Annotated in this window: 14 protein-coding genes; all 14 read right to left on the bottom strand. The window is 50.7% G+C overall.

What is annotated here, in order from left to right:
• Positions 1-2: 2 nt before the first annotated feature.
• The 14 genes from PKO02S_RS06700 to PKO02S_RS06635 all read right to left on the bottom strand — a co-directional run bounded on the left by PKO02S_RS06700 (position 3) and on the right by PKO02S_RS06635 (position 20,294).
• The gene (locus PKO02S_RS06700) at positions 3-1,457 is read right to left on the bottom strand and encodes a glycoside hydrolase family 32 protein (RefSeq protein WP_127580331.1); all 1,455 of its coding nucleotides are present in this window, start codon (positions 1,455-1,457) and stop codon (positions 3-5) included.
• 152 nt (positions 1,458-1,609) lie between these two features.
• A complete protein-coding gene (locus PKO02S_RS06695) occupies positions 1,610-2,992 on the bottom strand; it encodes a sensor histidine kinase (RefSeq protein WP_127580330.1) in 1,383 nt (460 codons plus the stop codon).
• A gap of 2 nt (positions 2,993-2,994) precedes the next feature.
• Entirely contained in the window at positions 2,995-3,801 is an 807-nt protein-coding gene (locus PKO02S_RS06690) for a response regulator transcription factor (RefSeq protein ID WP_246066863.1), read from the bottom strand.
• A gap of 3 nt (positions 3,802-3,804) precedes the next feature.
• Positions 3,805-5,724, bottom strand: a complete 1,920-nt coding sequence (locus PKO02S_RS33605; RefSeq protein ID WP_281280410.1) for an ABC transporter ATP-binding protein — start codon at positions 5,722-5,724, stop codon at positions 3,805-3,807.
• Between the two features lie 68 nt (positions 5,725-5,792).
• Complete coding sequence (locus tag PKO02S_RS06680; RefSeq protein WP_127580328.1) at positions 5,793-6,764, bottom strand: carbohydrate ABC transporter permease; 972 nt, start codon at positions 6,762-6,764, stop codon at positions 5,793-5,795.
• A gap of 19 nt (positions 6,765-6,783) precedes the next feature.
• Positions 6,784-7,656, bottom strand: a complete 873-nt coding sequence (locus PKO02S_RS06675; RefSeq protein WP_246066862.1) for a carbohydrate ABC transporter permease — start codon at positions 7,654-7,656, stop codon at positions 6,784-6,786.
• A complete protein-coding gene (locus tag PKO02S_RS06670) occupies positions 7,653-9,923 on the bottom strand; it encodes a DUF5696 domain-containing protein (RefSeq protein WP_127580327.1) in 2,271 nt (756 codons plus the stop codon). The genes PKO02S_RS06675 and PKO02S_RS06670 overlap by 4 nt, the downstream gene beginning before the upstream one ends.
• Complete coding sequence (locus PKO02S_RS06665; protein ID WP_127580326.1) at positions 9,920-12,085, bottom strand: YIP1 family protein; 2,166 nt, start codon at positions 12,083-12,085, stop codon at positions 9,920-9,922. Before PKO02S_RS06665 ends, PKO02S_RS06670 begins: the two co-directional genes overlap by 4 nt.
• A gap of 19 nt (positions 12,086-12,104) precedes the next feature.
• Positions 12,105-13,007 carry a carbohydrate ABC transporter permease gene (locus tag PKO02S_RS06660; RefSeq protein ID WP_127580325.1) on the bottom strand — a complete coding sequence of 301 codons (903 nt, stop codon included), beginning with the start codon at positions 13,005-13,007 and terminating at the stop codon, positions 12,105-12,107.
• Positions 13,007-13,984, bottom strand: a complete 978-nt coding sequence (locus tag PKO02S_RS06655; RefSeq protein WP_127580324.1) for a carbohydrate ABC transporter permease — start codon at positions 13,982-13,984, stop codon at positions 13,007-13,009. The genes PKO02S_RS06660 and PKO02S_RS06655 overlap by 1 nt, the downstream gene beginning before the upstream one ends.
• Complete coding sequence (locus PKO02S_RS06650) at positions 13,971-16,937, bottom strand: extracellular solute-binding protein (protein WP_127580323.1); 2,967 nt, start codon at positions 16,935-16,937, stop codon at positions 13,971-13,973. Before PKO02S_RS06650 ends, PKO02S_RS06655 begins: the two co-directional genes overlap by 14 nt.
• A gap of 27 nt (positions 16,938-16,964) precedes the next feature.
• Positions 16,965-18,071, bottom strand: a complete 1,107-nt coding sequence (locus PKO02S_RS06645) for an ABC transporter ATP-binding protein (RefSeq protein WP_127580322.1) — start codon at positions 18,069-18,071, stop codon at positions 16,965-16,967.
• A 490-nt stretch (positions 18,072-18,561) separates the two neighbouring features.
• Positions 18,562-19,470, bottom strand: coding sequence for a dihydrodipicolinate synthase family protein (locus PKO02S_RS06640; RefSeq protein ID WP_164821327.1), 909 nt, complete (start codon positions 19,468-19,470; stop codon positions 18,562-18,564).
• A gap of 44 nt (positions 19,471-19,514) precedes the next feature.
• Positions 19,515-20,294: an IclR family transcriptional regulator gene (locus PKO02S_RS06635; protein WP_164821326.1), complete on the bottom strand. Its 780-nt coding sequence runs from the start codon at positions 20,292-20,294 to the stop codon at positions 19,515-19,517.
• Between the last annotated feature and the right edge of the window lie 269 nt (positions 20,295-20,563).

The following is a 20,563-nucleotide window of genomic DNA, read 5'->3' as shown; positions in this document are numbered from 1 at the left end:
GCCTACCAAATGGATTTTAATTCCCATACATTCAATGCTGTGACCTCAGCATCGGCGAGTTCCGTAAAGGCTTCGACCGTAACCTCATGGAGGAAGGGCATGAAAGAGAAGGTTGCGCACTCCAGCCCATCGTTAATGAAGATCTCAATAACCGATTTGTCCAGGAAAGCATGAATCTTCAGCTTTTTGCTTGCATTGCAGAATCTCGCCGATTCGGCCTTGCCTGTAAACTCAAACCTGTAACCGTTATAAGCGATCACAAAATCGGCATGCTTCCTTTGCGCGCATTTGAATCGGATTCCAATCTTGGCATCGATATGCCTGTCAAACTCCGCAATGACTTCTAGCATATTGGTTCCCGTTGCAACGGATACATTTACTTTGGGCTTCAACGGGATTGCCGAAGCCTGGTAGGCTTTTCCTCTGAGGGCGCTTAGCTCCTCGGCCGGCTTTTGCAGCAGTCGAAGCTCGGAGTCCAGCGACAGCCTTCGGGGCAATGCCAGCACCCCGTTCCAGCCTTTTTTCTGATTAAAATACTCTCCGCTATTCGGAATCCAGCTAAATAAAACCTTACCCTTCTCATCCTCCAGAATATTGGTGGCATGAAAGCTGCTGCCCAGATCCATTCTCGCGCTCAATTCGGGAGCAAACGTATATTCATCCATGTTAAAGGTACCGACTCTATACATCATAGGCCCCAAATGAAGCAGAACGTACTTATGATCCAGCTCAAAAAAAATGGGGCACTCCGGGTACCCTTGATAGCCTCCGGAATTATCCGTAACGCGGTATAAGATCCCCCTGTATTCCCAGCTTAATAAACTGGCGTCGACGGCCTCATGCAGGGTGACTACTCTTTGTTCTTCTATCCCTCCGCATAATACCATAAACGTCCTTTGCCCGACCGTGAAGACATAGGGGTCCTGCATATGAAGGTTAAAGGTCAGACTGTCATTCGCCTTTGTCGTGACTACCGGATTCCCTTCGTATTTCTTCCAGCGAATCCACTCCTCATCTTCCGGGAACGCTGCCCATTGCTGTCTGGGGTAGGCGCCTACACTGGAATACAAGATGACGGGCTTGCCATCTCCGTCTATCCATACGCAGCCCGAGAAGATCTGGCTCTCCTTTTTCTCAGGAGAAGGCGCTAGCGCGATAGGCAAGTGCTCCCAGTTCACAAGATCTCTGGATCTCGCGTGGCCCCAATGCATGTTTCCATGGGTTTCTCCGAACGGGTTATGCTGATAGAACACATGGTAATACCCATTATGGTAGAGCGTTCCATTCGGGTCATTCATCCATTGCGCTGGCGGTCTAAAGTGAAAGGCGGGTCTTCCGGGATCCTGCTCTGCCTCATCGATTTTATCCATGACTCCAGCCATGGCTTTCTTAATCAGAGGATCGTCTACTAGCGCCAGATTAAATGATTCAAACCCTTTTTTCGCATTTGCGTTCAATTGCCTTCCCCCTCCAGAACCTTTTCGATTGCGCTGTTAACAGCGCTGCCATCCTTCTTCATTATAAGGACGGGCTCCCATAGCCGGTTGTGTATTATTTGGGAGTTGATATAACAATCTTTGGCTCCTGGACTTCTACTCCCCCAACAAGGTCAACCTTCCTCTTCGGGATACGCTTTATATATATTCGGAAGCCGTATGGTGAATCGTGATCCGTAGCCTACCTTGCTTGTCGCTTCGATGATTCCGTGATGAGCCTCCACCAGAGCCTTCGAAATGCTTAGACCAAGCCCTACCCCCCCGCTGAAGCGGGAACGGGACTTATCCGCCCTATACAGTCTATTGAAAATATAAGGCAAATCTTGCTGGCTGATACCGATCCCCGTGTCCTCGCAAGCCAAAATCGTCAGATCCTCCGTCCAATCTGCATATAACGTTACCGTTCCACCGGAGGATGTATATTTGATCGCATTCAGCACAATATTGGTCAGAACCTGCACGATTTTGTCCCGGTCCACTTGCGCATAACACGGGACATTCGTCGTCTCGATCAACAGCCTGATCCCATTACTTTTCGCCAATGATTTGTGTTGGTTGTACACTCGCCTCACTAATTCAACCATATTCGTGCGTTGAATATTCATCGAGAATCGAGCCGCCTCCGCTTCAGACAACCGTTCCAGATCATTGACCAATCGGGTGAGCCGTTCCAGCTCTTCGTACATTTCGTTCATCTGATCGGAATTGGGTTCAAGCAATCCATCCACGACTGCCTCCACCCTGGAAAGCACGGATGTGAGCGGGGTACGCAGCTCGTGCATGAAATCCTCCATGAGGTGATGCCGCCAATCCTCCTGCCGCTTGAGCTCTGCCGACATATTGTTCAGTACCCCGGCAAGCCGCCTTACCTCTTCCGGACCTTTCGTCGGAATTTGCACATCCCGCTTCCCCGAACCTATTTCTTCGGCAATGGCATGTACATGGCTTAAATGCCTGGACAATCTTTGAGCAATCAGATAACTAAAGAGAACGGCGGTTAAAATAATGACCGAATACAATACGCGCGTTCGGAGTTGAAGCTGATCCTGAAAAATTTGGTAAGCCGGGTCGAGCGTGCTTCGCTGTTCCATATACGCAAGCTTGAGCTGACCGGGCTTGGCCTCTTCGTTCACGTAGGGCAGCTTGATTTCGTTATCCCGATCCGCTTTTTTGCCTACCCGAGTGAACGTATCGAGGTACACCACCGTTTCTTCCTTGTTGCTATATTGCAAGAGTACGCCGAATAAGGCTGCACGGCGTTGGAGCCACTCCCGTTGCTCCAGGGTTAAATCTCGTTCAATATGTTTCCCGCGCATGTCGTCGATGAGCAAATACCCGACCTTTTCCAAATCCTTATTAATGAAATTCGCAAACATATGATTCCAATTGAGATCGGTCAGCTTAGTCGTCAGAAGCAGGATGAATGTAGAGAACAGAATAAACGAAAGGAACAACTGCACATTCATTTTTCGCAGAATTCGGCGAAATCCCTTCATCGCTATACTCCATCGGCTTTCATGCCAAATTTATAGCCCAGCCCGATCACAGTCACGACATAAGAGGGCTGTGTATGATCCGGCTCGATTTTTTTGCGCAGGTTTTTAATATGCGCGTCAATCGTTCGGTCATCGCCCTCAAAGCTATGTCCATGGACCAGTGAGACCAATTCTTCACGACTGAACACACGCGCCGGTCTCGCGCTCAAAACTTGAAGAAGCTTGTATTCGGTCCCGGTCAAGCTTACATGCCGACCTTTTACAAGCACTTGCTTCTCTACAGGCAGAATGGCCAGTTGACCGCCATTAAATACACGCGCCGGCTCCTCCTCCTCCGCTTTGGTCCCTGGCCCAACCCGCCGCATGAGCGCATGAATGCGAGCTACCAGCTCCTTGGCCCTAAACGGCTTGACGATATAATCGTCTGCGCCTAGATTCAATCCCTTGACCGTATCCGATTCTCTTGCCCTTGATGTCAGCATGATGATCGGCACACTGGATTGTTTTCGAATGAGACCGCAAACCTCTTCCCCCTGAAGCCCTTCCAGCATGAGATCAAGTACAATCAAATCGTATGGCTCTCGTCCGAACATTCGAATCGCTTCATTGCCGTTAGGGGTGTAGTCTGCGTTCCATCCTTCGTTCTTGAAATACAGGATCAGCATCTCGCGAATCTTCGGTTCGTCTTCTACTATTAATATCCGCATGCTTTCTCCCCCGATCATGGATGTCAGCCGAGACAAGTTGTTATCACTAGTATATCCCATAATGCTCTTCATGTCGGGCTTCACGTTCAAACGGTCAGCCAACCATTACGTTTCCCCAACCAACTTCAATTCCTCGGGTTTCATCGCCTTAAGCTGCTTCTCGTACAGCTCCCGATAAAGTCCGTTCTGGCTCAGCAGCTCCTGGTGGGAGCCGTTCTCGACAATTCGGCCCCGATCTATCACAAGAATCTGGTCCGCCCGGACGACGGTGGCGAGTCGGTGCGCAATGACGAACGTTGTACGTCCCTTCATCAGCAGCTCGAGAGCCTGAGTAACGAGCTCCTCGGATTCCGCATCAAGCGCCGATGTGGCTTCATCGAGAATGAGGATGCGCGGATTTTTGAGCAACGCTCTGGCAATAGCGAGCCTCTGCTTCTGTCCTCCCGACAGCCTGACCCCGCGCTCGCCGAGCATGGTCTCGTAGCCCTGCTCCCATTCCATGATGAAGCTATGCGCATGGGCGGCATGGGCGGCAGCATACACTTCTTCAGGCGTCGCTTCCGGTCGGCCATACACAATATTCTCATAGACCGTGCCCGAGAATAGAATGTTGTCCTGCAGGACAAGCGCGATTTGATTGCGCAGATCATGCACGTCATACTCCCGGAGATCGATGCCGTCGAGCAGCACGGCTCCATGGACGGGATCGTAAAATCGCGGGATGAAGTTCACGATCGTTGATTTTCCCGCGCCGCTAGGCCCGACGAATGCGATCACTTGCCCTGCTCTCGCATGAAAGCTGATGCGGTGGAGCGCATCGCTCCATTCCGTAATCATAGGCGGCGGTTCGGGTCGAGTCCTGGGCGGGATGAAATAAAAAGGCTTCGACGGCTTCTGAAGAGGCGCCCGGTCCGGATCCCAATTGCCAATCCGCGCTCTTGTGTCCATTCGTTCCGTAACATAAGTAAAGGACACCTCGCGGAACTCAATATCCCCCCGGCATTCCGCAGGAATCCGAATGGCTGCCGGCTTGCTTGCAACCTCTGGCTCCTCGTCGAACACTTCGAAAATACGTTCGATGTTGGCAAGCGAGTTCTGAATGGTGACATTTACTTCCGAAAATCGTTGAATCGGCCCGTATAGTTGGGACAAATAGGCTTGAAAAGCAATTAATCCGCCGATCGACATCTCCTTATCGAGCACGAGTGAGCCGCCGACCAGCCAAATGATCAACCCTCCTGCGTCGTTGAACGTCTGGCTCAATCTGCCCAAGCCATTGGACAGCAAGTGGGCGCGCATGGCGTATTGGTATTGCCAGCCTGCTTGACGATTAAAGCGATTCATCTCGAGATCCTCTCGATTGAAAGCCTGTACGACCTTCATGCCGGCGATCCTCTCCGTGAGCACGCCCGACATGCGCTCGTGCTGGCGATGTACGGACCGCCAGGCGAACCGAATGCGGACATTTAAATTCGTAAACGTCAAGTAGTGGAGCGGCAGCAGCCATAAGGACAACAGCGCCAGCTTCGTATCGAGCTGAAACAGCATGAACCCCGCGAACAAAACGAGAAACAGATCGATGATCAGATTGATGATCCCTCCGCCGATAAGGTTTTGGGCGCCATTCACGTCGTGCAAAATCCGGGACACGACACCGCCGACTTGCCGGGTATCGTAGTAACGTTGCGATAATCTTTGCATATGAGCATACAGCTGCCGGCGAATATCGACGACCATTCGATTGCCAAGCCGGGCGGTCACCCAGTTGCGGATAAAATTAATCAGAATCCCATAAACGGATAAAATCGCCAGCACGCCGACCACCTTGGTAAGCGACCAGGCCCCCTGGACACCGGGAAGCACCTGGTCAAGCATAATCTTGGTCATCCACGGCGTTGTCAGCGGCACGATAAACTGCGCAACACCCAAAACAATAATCAGTATGATCCAGTATCGGTATGGTTTGACAAAACGTAAATATCGGCGAAATAGTTCCCGATTAGTCCGTTCCTTCTCATCTCTCACGGATAAAGCCCCCATATCCATTCATATCATGATTAAAAAAGCCCCGATTCATTACCGGGGCTACGTTGCTATTCCACTAAACCTGTTCGTTCCACACTTTCAATGAACCAACGTTGAGCAAATAAATACAGGAGAAGCGGCGGCAGAACGATCAGGAAAGACCCGGCCATCCGGATCGGCCCATCGAATATGGAAGGCCCCGTCTCCGCAGCCTGTGCGGTAAGTTCGGCGGATATTTGCGAGATTCCCAGAGAAAGCGGCAAGTCCTTTACTCCAGGCAAATACATGCCCGGTGTGTAGCTGTCATTCCAGGTCCAGACAAAGGAGAATAGAAAGACTACAAGGATCGCCGGTTTGGCCAGAGGCAGCATGACCCGCGAGAACACGCGGAAAGCGCCCGCACCGTCAATCCTCGCCGCTTCCTCCAATTCCTTCGGCTGCGTGGAGAAAAACTGTCTGTAGATGATGACAAATAAGGCGCCTTTAAGTCCATGACCGAAGATGGCGGGGACAATTAACGGGTAATACGTCTTCATCACATGGAAGATTTGGCTTGCCGCAAGGATGTTAGGCAGAATGATGACCTGAGGCGGGACGATAAAGGCCAGCAGCAAGCAAAAAAACCAAAAGTTCTTGAACGGGATTTCCAGCCGGGCAAATGCATAGCCCGCAACGGCACACGAAAGAGTCTGGAGCAACGCGACAGAAACGGATAAGGAGAGACTGATGCTGAACGCCTTCGGGAATTCCACCTTCCTCCAAGCGTCGGTCAGCGTACCCGTAAAGATGGAATGCGGAATCCATGTGACCGAGGGGTCGACTAAGTCGGTTGCGTTCTTAACCATCGTCGAGACCATATAGAATAGCGGATTTAAGTAAATATATGCGGTATCGATCAGGATCAGGTAAATAAAGAGCTTGAACAATAAGCTTTTATCTGCCTCCTTGCCAAGCAGAAAGAGCCGGGTTTTCGTTAAATAGGTCCGAATCGAGAGCTTTTGAATGCCGAATCGTTTATTCCTGATTTCTTGCTTAAGCATCTGTGTAACCGCTCCTTTCTTACCCTACAGGGGGCTTTATGCTACGGAATACCCGATTGAACAGAAGGAAGGCCAGTCCAAGAAACAGGAATATAATTGAAAAGTAAATCCATGCCAATGCGCTTGAAAGTCCATAATCGGCCGTATTCACCCTCGTCAATATCGGATTAGACGGATACGTGAACAAGTCGACCGTCGTATAGATGAGATTCAGGAGGATAAAAGGCAGCATGGCAGGCAAAGTGATTTTCCAGAACACTTCCCAAGGATTGGCCCCGTCGATTCGGGCCGCTTCGTAAACCGAAGGGGGAATCGTCTGGCGACCGGCAAGAAAAATCAATATTTGCACGCCGGAATACCAGAGGACAAGGACGAAAGAATTGATGACCCCGACAATCGGCGTTGCCCAAGAGGAAGGTAAGTAAGTGAGAATCAGAGCCGTTAAGTTATATCGCTCGAGAAAATTCAAATCGCCCTTGCCTTGCGAAATAAATTCATTGATGACTTGCCCGGTTGTAAATATAACCGGAAGAAAGAAAACCGCCCGGAAAAACGTCCGGCCCCAAAACTTCTGATTCAGAATAATCGCAATCAGCAGGGAAAACACGACAATGACCGGCAGCATAAGCAAAGCTTGGCGAAGAAACGGAAGCAATTGATTGTAAAGCAGGTCGGCATTTTCAAATAGAATATATTTATAGTAGAAAAAGCCCTTTGGTACGGTTGTTATGCCTGAGGCGGTAATCTTGACCTGATGAAAGCTCATATAGAGCGAATACCCTAGCGGAAACGCCATGAATAATAAGAACCCTGCGATCCAAGGGGAGAGGAAAAGAGCTCCTTCGAGCTTACGAATGGTGGATGACTTGAATCTTCTTGCCGGAGCATTCACGGTTTTCCCCCTCCTCGAACAACCAGGTAATTTTTCGGCGGTACGCTCATTCCATTGTACGAATAGGAGGTTACGCCGTAGTTGACTACAATACGTTTGCCGTTCTCATACGTGGTTTCCCGAACCTCGCTGGAAAGGATCCGGTGATTGACGATGAATTGATCCTGTACGTCTCCAAGCGCCTCGCTAAACTTCAGGTACTCCTGAACGGCCGCCTGCTCCCAATCCTTGTACGAGGGATTGAAGAACGATAAGTGCTGCATATACTTCAAGTTGCTCGAATCCGAGCCCGTAAACAGATAGGACGGATTGGAGCCGAACTCCAGATCATGGAGAAACTGCTTCTGATATTCGTCCCGTTCATTGGATGGCTTGGCTGTGTACGGGATGAGACCGTGAAGGGCAATTTGGAGAAACGGTACCCCGGTAGCTGTAAAAAGGTCCTTTGAATAATCATCCTCAAGGCTCGCTACTCCATCAACTAGAGGTGCGGCGAAAAAGCTGGGTCGGTACCCGATTACTTTCCCTTGCGTCTCGCGAAGCTTCTCGATGATCGATTGCTGCAGGCGTGTGCTTTCGTCGCGGGATGTGCCGGATCGGCTATTATAATCGCTGCTTAAATATTCGCCGATTCCATGAAGCTCGACTCCGTCCATTCCGAGACTTTGCAGATACGGGATATCTTCATTTACGATTCGATTGATAAAAGGCAGGCTCGCGAACTTTTCAATCGGATTCCCTCCCTTACTGCGCAATCCGTGGATTCGGCTAAAGAAGCCCCCGGCTCCGGTCGTATTTCGCGTATAGTCCAACCGCATATAAACGGGAATATCCAGAGAGTGGGCAAACGCAATAAAATCCTTCATTCCCTTGTCGCCGCCGAGTCTGGAGTCGACCTTGGTCAGACCGCCCGTTTCGCCAAATCCGCCTTTTTGCCAACCCCAGTAACGCACAGTCATATTGTCTATACCGAGTCCGTATAGTCTTTGAAGCAATCGCATAGCTTCCGATGTCGACGTCGCCTTGATGTAGCGATCCCAGAGCAGTCCCTTCGCGCTGTCTCCGCCGACTACGATAATATCCATCGGCAGATGGCTGGATTTAGGCTTGACCTTGGTCAGCTTGTAAACATCCATTAAGTAGCTTCTAAATCGTTGAGCCATCCCGCTGTAATCAGACGCTGACCTGTCGAGCAGAAAATATCTTGCCGTTCTGTCGCTTCGGAATCGTTCGTTTTTATCGTACGTTTCGAAGGACAGATTTCTCTCGCGGTTCGTTACTTGACGAAATTTCAAACGATAATTCCATTGACTGGTTACCCAATTATAGGAGCTGAACGCTCCTGCAGGGGAGGCTACAATCTCGGCATACTCGGCTCCTTCCTCAAGCACGGCCAGGAAGGCCCGATTTTCATTTTTGGCACCGAAAACCGGGGCGAATATTTTATGCCTTAGGTTATTGGTGGCTTGCGGGGTCGGATTGATTCCCGGAATCGGAAGGCTGGTCAATTGAAAGCTAAAGTCATGGCCATAGACCGGTTCCTGGTAAACCCGGTTTCCATTGATGCTCCCTGGGTCGTACTGGATGAGTGCGCCGGAGCCGTCCGGAATAAACATATATCCTTGCTGGCCCTCCGATCGTTCCGCGCCGAAGAACGGATACAGGCGAATCCACATTAAGCTTAAATTCCCTTCTTGCAAATCGGAGTCCAGTATACGGGTAACCACGGAATCCTTCTCCAGCTTCACTTCCACCGGAATGGAGAATTCCTTGGAGGGGATATCGAAGGTCAGCCGGAAGCCGCCGGCGACCATCTGCAAATTTCGGATCGTCCCCCGTTCCTCCAGAAGATTCGTTTCCCTTGGCTGTATTTTTCCCGTCGTCAGATCGGCAAACTGCAGCATGATAGGGGAACGAAGATGGGTTCTCCACAAGCTTCCTACCTTCTCGTTCGCCCACTGTGCCGGGTCCGGGTACGATCGCCAGATGCGCCCGTCCTTCTTATCCTCGACAAGAAAATGGGCGGTTTTGGCGTCCAGCTTAAGCCGAAAGCGGTCGTTCTCGCTTACAGTTTGAAAGGTGGACTCATCGGGCAGCTCGGCAGGTCCCGGATTGACCTTCTCCGCTCCCGGCGAATTGGTGGCAAGCTTCTGAGCTTGCCTGTGAATCGTTTCGATTTGGAGATTAGTTGCGACATAAGCGGTAATCCCAAGCAGCACCAGAAGGGTAAGACCTATTTTATAATAACGCCGGATATAGCCTCTCATCGCAACCTCACCTCCTGGTAAATTTCAAATAGGAACGATTTCAAATCGCTAGACAAACCGAAAATGATCCCGCATAAAACAATCAAGACGGAAAAGGCAAAGGTCGTGTACACCACGTTCCTTAATGTTTCGCCCACCGTATAATTTTGCAGAGACTGAATTTTCCAAATAAAGAGAAACCCGAGCCAAATGAGAATGGCATTCTTCATATAATTGAAAATGGACAGCTCCGACAAAGTCATGATATTGGAAATCAGCGCTAACGGGATCCCAATGATAATAAACGGAAATAAAGCATAGCTGCTGGCGATAAACACATCGCGGAAACGCCCCTCCCCTTGTAGAATCGAGCTCACCAGGTAGTTGCAAATGACCCAACCGAGCCACAAAACAGCAAATTCGCCCAAGAGGATCAACACATTAAACCTGTCCGGATTAACCGGGTTGAAGGTGAAGCTTGTTTGGAGTCGGGAAAATACGAGAGCGGCAAACGTAATCGCGAGCAATACGAGAGCGCTGCCATAGCTGCCCTTCCCCTCGTGGCGCAATGCGCTAAACCCGTCGATCGGATGTTTTAATATCGTGAAGGTATGTCTCAGCTGTTCGAAGATGGGGAACGGATTCCGCTTTCGATTTCTCCAGGATTGTCGCCATTTGCTGCGGCGCGTCAATCGGTTGAAAAGGACGACACCAAACACAAATGCCAGTACAGCCGTTATCAGCGTGGAAAAATGGGATTGGAACCACTTCAGGCGGATTTGCCAATATGCATCCGAATAGCCGGAGCGGCTTCCTCCTTCATAAAAGTAAGCTTGCGCAAGCTTGTAATCCCCTTTTTTAAAGGCGGCCTTCGCAAGCCCCAGATGGGCTGGCGTGAAGAATGCATGATACCGAAGCACCTCCTGCCACAATTCCTCGCTTTCCTCGTATCGTCCCTCGATTGTGAGCATGTTCGCCTTGCTCACCAACGAGCCGAATTCAGACTGGCGAAACCATTGAATGTTTCCTTCCGTATTGTCCAGAATCAGGAGATCCCCTTTTGAATTCGAGTCAACCGCCGCCGGATTTTTAACCAATCCCAGACGGGTGGTGGAGTTAGACGATATTCCACCCCAGTAGTAGAGCAGGTTGCCGCTGGCGTCATATCGGCTGATGACCTTATAGCTGCTGTCAATGGTGGTGATATTTCCGTCCAGATCGACGGCCAGGTCGATGAGCTGAGTCGGCAAGTAGCCTTGCCCGGAAATAAATATACGTCCCGAAGGAGGGATCTCGCCGAACTCCCGGCTCTTTTTCTCGCCATTGTTGTTGTTGTACTTGAGCATGTTCTGACCGCGAATACTAAGCTTCTTCACTTGATTGGAAGTCACCTTGCCCGCGGTCGCCGTATAGATAAAACCATCCCTATCAATCGCGACACTGCTAATGGAGCCCGGCAGCTTGCTGATTTCGTTGGCATACATTTGATCGGTGTAGAGCATTCGCTTAATGCGATCGAGCGGAGTCAGTTCGGTTGTATTCACTCCGTAGAATCGTTGAAACTCCCCTTCTGGATCCAACTGCAGCAACCCCTGATAGCCGCCTAAGGTAGCAATGTATAGAAATCCCCGTTTGTCGACGACGAGCCTGATCGGGTCATACTTGAACGCATCCGGGATATAGTTTGATTCGGGTTTTTCGTAAGCTCGCACAAGCTTTCCTTCCGGCGTCAGCTTTACAACCCGTTTGTTCCCGGTGTCCGCGACATAAATATCTCCCTGCGGAGTGACGAAGATTCCTTCCGGCTTATTCAACGGACTTTCCGGAACCTTCAAGTACCGCAGCCAATTCCCCTGATCGTCGAATTCGATCAACCGATTATTGCCTGTATCGACCACATAAATATGATCCCGGCTATCGATGAACAGATCTTTTGGACTCGCCATCGGAGAAGGCTTGAGCACCTGGGGGTTGTCCTTCTCCGGCTCCATCAGCCCAGTTCCGATAACTCTTACCGGGGCATAGGCAGGATGCGTCCGGAGGATCGTCCCTTCGTTATCCTTGGTGTAGGTGATATATTCCACCTCCGCGGCCGCGGTTAACGGATAGAGCAAGAGCATGACAGCCGCACACCCTGCCAGAATAGCACCAAGTATTTTTTGTAAACGCCGATCGTTTGTCATAGCCACCACCCCCCGCCGATCATTTAATTCCGGAATGCGCCATAGTTGCGATAACTTTGCGCTGAAATATCATAAAGATAATCAAATTCGGTAAAAACAGGATCAATGCCGCCGCGGCCGCAGCCCCCTGTCTGGCTACACTGTTCGCGAGCCCGTTGGTCAGCGTGGACAGGAAGAAGGGGAACGTCTTCATGGCTTCATCCTGCATAAACATGGCGGACGCTTCGGTGCTGCTCCAAATCCCTTGGAAGGCTAGAATAGACACCGTCGCCACAGCCGGCATACAAATCGGTATGACAATCCGTAAAAAAATCATGATCTCCCGCGCCCCATCGATCCGTGCCGCTTCAATCAGTTCATTGGGCACTTGATCGATAAATTGTTTCATCAGGAAGACGCTGACGGGAGCCGCCAGATAGGGAAGCACATGCCCCCAGTAAGTATCCATGATATGCAAGTTGACGGCGACCAAATAACGAGGAATGGCTACCGTTTCCGGGGCAAACATGAGCGACAGCAAAATGATGGCAAATAGAAGGCGATGTCCAGGAAATTTATGCTTGGAAATCGGATACGCGCAGAGCGAGCTCACGATGATCGTGCTGATCACGACCATCGCGGAGACAACGATGCTGTTAAACAGATAACGAGTGATCGGAATGACCGATGTGCTAGTAATCGAAAACAACTCCACAAAGTTCTGAACGGTAGGTTGTCGAACAAAAATATTAGGCGGATATATAAACAGCTCGCTAAACGGCTTTAGCGAATGATTGAAAATGTAAAACAAAGGCAAGAGCATAAAAACGGAGAAGAAGGTCATAAACAAATACAGCAGCTTCTGAAAGCCGTCTGTCGAATAAATCTTGGTTTTTCGCCGAGACGGGAGCAAACTTTGAATTTTTCGTATGACCTGTGCCATTATTCGTCCCCCTTCGTACTGAACAGCCGGAAGCCTAGCCGATTAGCCAAATACATAATAAAGAGCAAAAATACGGAGATGGCCGCAGCGTAACCCATTTCGAAACGGATGCTGCCGTAATCCTCGATGTGGCTTATTATCAAGGTTCCGGCATACTGAGGCGTAGGAAATTGTCCGGACAGCTCCTGGCCAATCGACCCTGCCTTAAACGTGCCGACAATGGACATGACGGCCCCGAAAAGCATCTGCGGCTTCATCGAAGGGATGGTGATATACCATATTTCCTGAAGCCTGCTTTGAAGTCCGTCCAACCGCCCGGCCTCATAGAGCTCTTTATTGACGCCAAGCAGCCCGGCCAGCATCGCTAGAAATCCGACTCCCATACTGGACCACAAGGTGACGACAATCATGGAATTCATCAGATGAGCTTTATCCGTAACCCATAGAATAGGGTCGTCGATGAATCCCCAATTTAATAGGAAGCTGTTCAGATAGCCGATTCGGTCGCCGTTTAACAGAGGCAGCCAGACGATCCCCATCGCAATGCCTGCCGTAAGGGATGGCGTGTATAGGGCCAACGCGTACCATATGCGGGCATAGCTCGGCAACTGAGAGATTAACCACGCGAGAGTAAATGCCGCAATATACCCGCCCGGCCCTACAACTATCGCAAACTTGATGGTGTTCGGCAAAGCATGCTTCAGGAAAATAATGTCCTGCGACAATAAATACTCGAAATTTTTCCAGCCGATAAACCGCGGCCTCTCCAGGGCATTAAAATAGGTAAAGCTAAGCCCAATGGCAACCATGACAGGGACAAAGATGAACGCCGTAAACAAAGAGACGAACGGCGCGATAAAGAGGTACGATAGGCGATAAGACCACAGCAGCTTCAAATACTGCTTAAGTCTAAAGAGAAACGGTTCTTTCCTGCGATTCGTTCTCCCGACGGCAGCACTCGCGTTACTTGGCGACATACTTGTCTACCCCCTCCCATGGATTCTTGATTTCCGGCAGATCCAACGTGTGCACGATTTTGCCCGCCGCATCGACAAACCCGAATTCCTGCTCTTTGCGCAGCATTTCTCGGTCGATATTGACGATCGCTTCCTCCAGTGATTCCCGATAATTCAACCCGTCCACAACGGTGCGATTCCAGGCGTTCGTCATCTCGCGGCTCAGGAAATAAGAGCCAGGCAAGTTCGGCGCCTCCTTATACCAGCGCCATTGCTCCAGAATGACCTTCAGGTCGTCCTTCTGCCAGGGGAGTCTGGTGAATGCTTCGACATTCGCCGTGTTCCATCGGAATTGAACGCCGTTAAGCGATTCGAGCTCGGAGCCGTAGCGTTCTTGGGCATCCGCCGATAGGAGCCATTTGAGGAACTCCCACGATTCCTGCGGGTATTTCGTATTTTTATAAATAAATCCGGTCGATTGCCCGCCCGAGGCCCATCTTGAGACCGTGCCGTCCGCCTGCTTCACGCCCGGAATAGGCGCGATTCCCCACCATCCGGCAAGCTCGGGAGCGGCAACAAGAAGCGTAACGTACATGTTGTAGTCGGCTACCCCGATCGGAAAGGTGCCCTTTCGGAAATGCTGGTAGAAGCTCGGCACCGATTTCTCCAAATCATAGATGTTGAAGAGATCGACCCATTGCTTGAACCCCTTAAACGCCTCCGGCGTATTCATGTTCGTTTTCATGCCGTTCTTGGCAAAAAACTCGGCTCCGTTCTGGTAGAAAAAGGTTAAATAATCGCCAGCCGGCACATAAAAGTTATATCCCTTTTGCTGCAAGGTAGGAAGCATCTCGTACACATCCTGCCATGTATCGGGAATGCTCAGCCCGAGGCGGGAGATGATATCCTTGCGGTAAAACATCACTTTGAACGACTGCGTTTCCGGAAGCGCATAATATCCGCCGTTGTAGAAGAACGGAAGCAGCGCTCCAGGGGCAAATTGATCTGCCGTTTGCTTGAAATCGGGGAACTTGCTCAAGTCATATAGAGCATTGCGCATCGCGAAATCGATCGATTTATCTTGCGGCTGTCCAATGGCTACATCCGGCGACAGACCGGCGGCATTGGCAAGCACAAGCAGGTTTTCGTTCGGCAACAGGTTGACCTTGACCCTGATTCCCGTTTCCGGCGTAAAGGTGTCATTCACCATCTCTTGCAGCAAATTTACATAATCGCGCCCGCGGTTTACCCAAACGTTCAGGACGCCCTCCTCTACCTTTCCGATATCCCGCGTTCTAGTGAACGAATAGAAAAAATTGCGAATCGATCCAGCCATCTTCTTCCAGAATCCGGCCTCCATACGAGGAGGCTCAACGCCCGAAGGAATAATATAGATTTGATCGAGCTGCAGCGGAGTTCGAACCAGCGTCTCTCGCACCGCTCCAATTCGCTCGATCATGTTCGAAATTTCGCTCATATGATAAGGAATCTCATTAGGCCGCTTCAAATAGCTGGTCAAATCGCGAATCGCCGTTTCAATCGTTTGAACCGTATTGTCCCGGCGGCCATTTGCCGACAGCATCATTTCCGCCATTCGCTCCAGCTCGATTCTGGTTTGCTCCAGGTACTTAGGCAAATTCGGAAAGTCCTGCTCCACTCTCCACGTACGGTTCTTATCCACCTCGCCGCCCGTCATTCCGCGAATTTCCTGGTCGACCAACCGGAGCTTATCCATGGCCCGCGAGCCTTGCACAACCACACTCTGGAAGGGAGCCGTTGTCGCCGTCATGCTTAACGTGTGGGTGCCCTTCTTCAAATAGATTTCGAACGGGTTGCCTTCCTCGTCGCCAAGAATGATCCCCTTCCATTTCGGTGAGTAGGGGAACCGGTAAGCTAGCAGCTCCTGGAAAGGAGCGATTCCGTCAATGGCAATCGTACGGAATACGGACATGTTGGAAACGAACCTCTGCAAGGTACGAAGTCCGATCCGGTAACGTCCATCCTCCGGCACCTCGAATTTCCAGGCTGCCGTTTGGCCGCCCGCCTTCCAACGTTCTCCGCCTATCGAATTAAAGCGTTCATACCCGTTTGCGTAGGGCTCTGACATCGGATCCTGATCCGCTATCATCTGAAGTCCGACATCGTTTTTCCATTCCAGCTGCTCGGCTTGCAGGATAATGATTTCTTTCGATTGCGTCTGAACTTGAGGATAGGACTGGGAAGCTTGCTGGTAATCGGGAACCTCCTGCGGAGGCTTAATTGCAATCGATCCGATCACGACGGGATCAGAGCTCGTTAGACGAATGGTATGCCTCCCTTTAGGTAAAAACCATTGCAGCGGCTGAACGTACCAGCTCTCGGAGTCCCTAAGAGGCTCCGTCATCCATCCGGGCAGCTCGATTGGCCGCGGCCGAATATCGTCGCCATACTCATCCCGGACGAGCGGCAATAAATCTTTGAATTTACGTCTCAATAATACGGCTCTGGCTTCCCGATAAGGAAACGATCCGTCGATCTGCAAAGATAAATTGGTTGGCCGCCTGCTGGCGGAGAAGCTGTTGCCCTGAGAATCCTGATAAGGGTGATACTCCATCTCGATCTCGTAGAGCCCTTCCTCCGGTACGTCCAGCTGGTACTCGATCCAGTTCTCCTGGTCGCTCTTCCATATCAGAACGCCGGTTTTTCCTTCGTATGCGCCCGTAGAGGTCATACTTCTGTTCGATTGAGCCGATATCGATGCCCCCGATACCGTTATAGTCCGGGATGCATGCTTGTAGCCCTTCTGCTTCCAATCCGCCAAAACTTCCTGATAATAGGGGCCGAAGTCATCGGTTCGGAATGTGACTATCTCCTTGCTGGCCGCGCTGTTCTCGGCAGCGAGCGGCCTTCCGGGGGACACCGTGCCCGAGGAAACGAGCACAGCCAAAGCGCACGTTGCGGCAATCCATCGCCGCATGAGCCGTTTCTGCATCATACGTCTACCTCATCCTCTCTTCGCTCCTCAATCTATAATCCGCTCGCCCGTATCCCGGTTGAAAAACAGCGCCTTATTCATATCGATGGCAACATTGATTTTCTCATCTTCCTCGAATTGATTGCGGGGGTTGATCCGAACGACCAGATTCGTCTGGCTCCCAATATTAAGATAAAGATATCGGTCCGCCCCCATCAGCTCGCTTAACAGATGAACGCCAGGAATAATCGCTTTCGGAAAGGCATCGAACATGATCGGCTCAACGCTAATATTTTCTGGCCGAATGCCAAGCAAGACGACTCTCTCATTCTTGAGCGAGGCCGCTTTGCCAGGTGGGATTTCCAGCACGAATCGGTTGGTATGAAACTCGAGACGGCCACCTTCGTCAAGCAGCCTGCCTTCAATAAAGTTCATGGGCGGGGAGCCCACAAAACCCGCCACGAACGTATTGGCCGGATTGTTATAAACCTGCTCAGGCGTATCCACCTGTTGAATGACACCGTCCTTCATCACCACGATCCGGCTCCCCATCGTCATGGCCTCTGTCTGATCATGCGTGACATATACGGTCGTAACGCCCAATTGCTTATGCAGCTTAATGATCTCCGTTCGCATCTGCACCCTAAGCTTCGCATCCAGATTGGAGAGAGGCTCGTCCATAAGGAAAACGCGCGGTTCCCGAACAATCGCTCTGCCTAGCGCGACCCGCTGCCGCTGTCCGCCCGATAACTGCTTCGGTCTTCTCCCGAGAAACGACTCAATCTCCAGTATTCGGGCAGCCTTCTTGACGCTGAGGTCAATTTCATGCTTGGGCAATTTACGAAGTCGCAAACCGAAAGCGATATTTTCGTAAACCGACATATTCGGATACAGCGCATAGTTTTGAAAGACCATGGCAATGTCACGATCTTTCGGAGGCAAATCGTTAATGAGCGTATCCCCGATATAAATCTCGCCCTTGCTTATTTCCTCCAGCCCGGCAATCATCCGCAGCGTTGTCGATTTGCCGCAGCCGGACGGACCGACGAACACCACAAACTCCCCTTCTTTTATTTCCATATCGAAATCCTTCACTACTGGTAAATGATCTTTGCCGTACTGCTTGTACACGTGGTTGAACAAAATACGCGCCACCTGTCAACCCCCCTAACATACGAATGAATACGCTTTAAATGTAATGTAACCGGAGCGTATGAATATCGTGTGAACAACCGACGAACAATCGTTTATTTTTTGGTGATCGACATTGCCAAATGATGGAGACGCTGATCCCTAGTCCGAATAAATCGAACTAGAGCGTATAGGCCTTTTCATCCCGCCGTTCTGCACCGTCTATAATTTCCTATACAATAAAAAAAGCAGCAGCAAAGCCGCTAGGGCAGTGCTACTGCTTTTTTATTGGATCAGTTGGATGCTTGGCCATCAAAGCAAATCGCGCAGGACACGGCAGAAGAGCATCTTTCTACCGGATCCTAACTATCTGGGTTGGACAATCGGCGCATGAAAGGGACTTTCGGTAATAAGCCAAACAGAGATCCGTGGTTTCGGGTTTGTTTCTGTCCTATTTGCCATAAGGCACATCCAGGAGTACGTCCACCTTAACCCTACCCTATATTCGAAATCGTTACTCGGCTAACTTCACTCCGCCGCTTCGCATTAGCGTCGCGAGCTTGGCAAGTCCCGCGTCACTTAATTTGTTCATCGGATAATGAGGCTGGCCTTCTCCGAACCCGAGCAGTTGAGGAGCCGCCTTCAACACGGACAAGGAGTACCCTTCCATCCCGAGCGAATCCTCAAGCTGCACGACAAAATCCTGGATGCGATAAGCTTCCTCCAGCCTGCCTGCCTTCACGGCCTCATACAACTGAACCATCTGTTGCGGAATCATATTGCCGACCCCCGGAATTAATCCAGCGGCTCCCATCTGCAGGCTGATTACACTGAGAACTTGAACGCCTTGCAAGACGGAGAAATGCTCCATGTGGCTAGTTAGTCTAATCGTCTTCTGAAACTGAGGCATATTGCCGGAGCTGTCCTTGAAAGCCACGATTCCCGGAAATTGGGCGATTTCATATACCGTCTCGGCGTCAATCGGGTTGCCCGTATAGACCGGTACGTTGTAGACGATAATCGGAAGCTCCGTATTCTCGCGAATGGCGGCAAAATGCTTCACGATCTCCTTAGGTTTGACGCGGAAATAATAAGGGGACACGGCTACAACCGCATCCGCGCCGATCTCCTCGGCTTCCTTCACAAGCTCCAGCACTCTGGCGGTGCTCGTCTCCATGACGCCAACCAGGAAAGGCACCTTGCCCTTGCATCCGTCCCGGATCGCGAGCAATGCCCGCAGCCGCTGCTCTCTGGTCAGCATCGGGGACTCTGCAGCCGTTCCCATCGCAAAAATCCCGTTAACGCTGCAGTCAAGCATATGGCGGATCAGCCCTGTTAACGCTGCTTCATCCACGCTATAGTCAGACTTCAATGGAGTAATGATTGGAGGAATTACGCCTGTCAGCTTCTCAAAAGGTTTCATTTTGTTTCTCTCCTTATAGTTAGTGTTAGTAGGATTTCTAATCATCATGCTCCATGGGAATGCCCCAGTTTGGCCGAAATGTTAGAGACGGTAGCCATCAGCTCGCGAACGATACGCTCTTCGTTCTCTTCCGTAAAATCATGCGCGGGACAGGAGACGCTAACAGCCGCAACAACCTCATCGCGATGGTCGCGAATCGGCGCCGCAATGCAGCAACCGATCATGGACTGCTCTTGCCTGTCTACCGCATAACCGTTCAATCTGACCTTCGAGAGCTCGTTCAAATAACCGGGAACATCCGTAATCGTATTCGGCGTCTTGGGCGCCATCTCGATTCGATGCAGCATTCGCTCAACCTCTTCCCGAGGCTTCCAGGCTGTGAGCGCTTTCCCTAGCGCCGTGCTGTAAATAGGCACCTTCCGGCCGACAGGGGCGCGGCTTATGACCGAGCGGACTCCCTCCCAGCTCTCGATATACACGACTTCATCTTCCGACAATATAGCCAAATGAGTCGTTTCTCCCAGGCAATGGACCATACGCTTCAACTCTTGAGCCGCTACATCGTTTAGCCGTCTGCTCTTGAATAAATAACCTTGAAGCTGAAGCACCTTCATCCCCAGAAAATATTTTTTGCTCTCCGGCTCCTGCTCTACGTAGCCTCTTTGCTCAAGAAGCGATACAAGTCTGTGGGCAGTCGATAAATTCAGACTCTCCCGCTCGGCCAAATCTTTAATGCGGATCCCGTTCTCACAGCCCGCAATCGTTTCCAGCAAGTTCAACGACCGCTCTACGGACTGTACGGAGTAAATTGTCTTCTCAGCCATCGGCATCTCCTCTATTTCATAATATGAGATTTGATTTCACAATATAAATTAATTGTAGATTGCAGGTCTACTTCCTGTCAATCTATTTTCCGGAAAGCTGCTCTTTCTGCTGTACCCTCTGTCATGAATATTCAATCTTGCTAGTTGCACAAAAAAACATCAGGGAAGATCACCCGGATGGTCCTTGGTCGTTGCATTTAGTTAGCGCGTGGGAGGGGGTTCCGACCGTCGTTGGACGCATGTCCTTGAGCTGACCTTATTCCCTCTAC

The organism is Paenibacillus koleovorans NBRC 103111 (genome assembly GCF_004000845.1).
In the GTDB taxonomy this organism is placed as follows: domain Bacteria; phylum Bacillota; class Bacilli; order Paenibacillales; family NBRC-103111; genus Paenibacillus_AA; species Paenibacillus_AA koleovorans.
The sequence above is the reverse complement of the archived record's forward strand: the minus strand, read 5'-3'. Positions and strand labels throughout refer to the sequence as shown.

Bases quoted from the DNA above. Each gene is read 5' to 3' on its own strand.
- PKO02S_RS06650 (WP_127580323.1), bottom strand. From the start codon at position 16,937: ATGATGCAGAAACGGCTCATGCGGCGATGGATTGCCGCAACGTGCGCT.
- PKO02S_RS06665 (WP_127580326.1), bottom strand. From the start codon at position 12,085: ATGACAAACGATCGGCGTTTACAAAAAATACTTGGTGCTATTCTGGCA.
- PKO02S_RS06660 (WP_127580325.1), bottom strand. From the start codon at position 13,007: ATGGCACAGGTCATACGAAAAATTCAAAGTTTGCTCCCGTCTCGGCGA.
- PKO02S_RS06670 (WP_127580327.1), bottom strand. From the start codon at position 9,923: ATGAGAGGCTATATCCGGCGTTATTATAAAATAGGTCTTACCCTTCTG.
- PKO02S_RS06655 (WP_127580324.1), bottom strand. From the start codon at position 13,984: ATGTCGCCAAGTAACGCGAGTGCTGCCGTCGGGAGAACGAATCGCAGG.
- PKO02S_RS06695 (WP_127580330.1), bottom strand. From the start codon at position 2,992: ATGAAGGGATTTCGCCGAATTCTGCGAAAAATGAATGTGCAGTTGTTC.
- PKO02S_RS06635 (WP_164821326.1), bottom strand. From the start codon at position 20,294: ATGGCTGAGAAGACAATTTACTCCGTACAGTCCGTAGAGCGGTCGTTG.
- PKO02S_RS06680 (WP_127580328.1), bottom strand. From the start codon at position 6,764: ATGCTTAAGCAAGAAATCAGGAATAAACGATTCGGCATTCAAAAGCTC.
- PKO02S_RS06640 (WP_164821327.1), bottom strand. From the start codon at position 19,470: ATGAAACCTTTTGAGAAGCTGACAGGCGTAATTCCTCCAATCATTACT.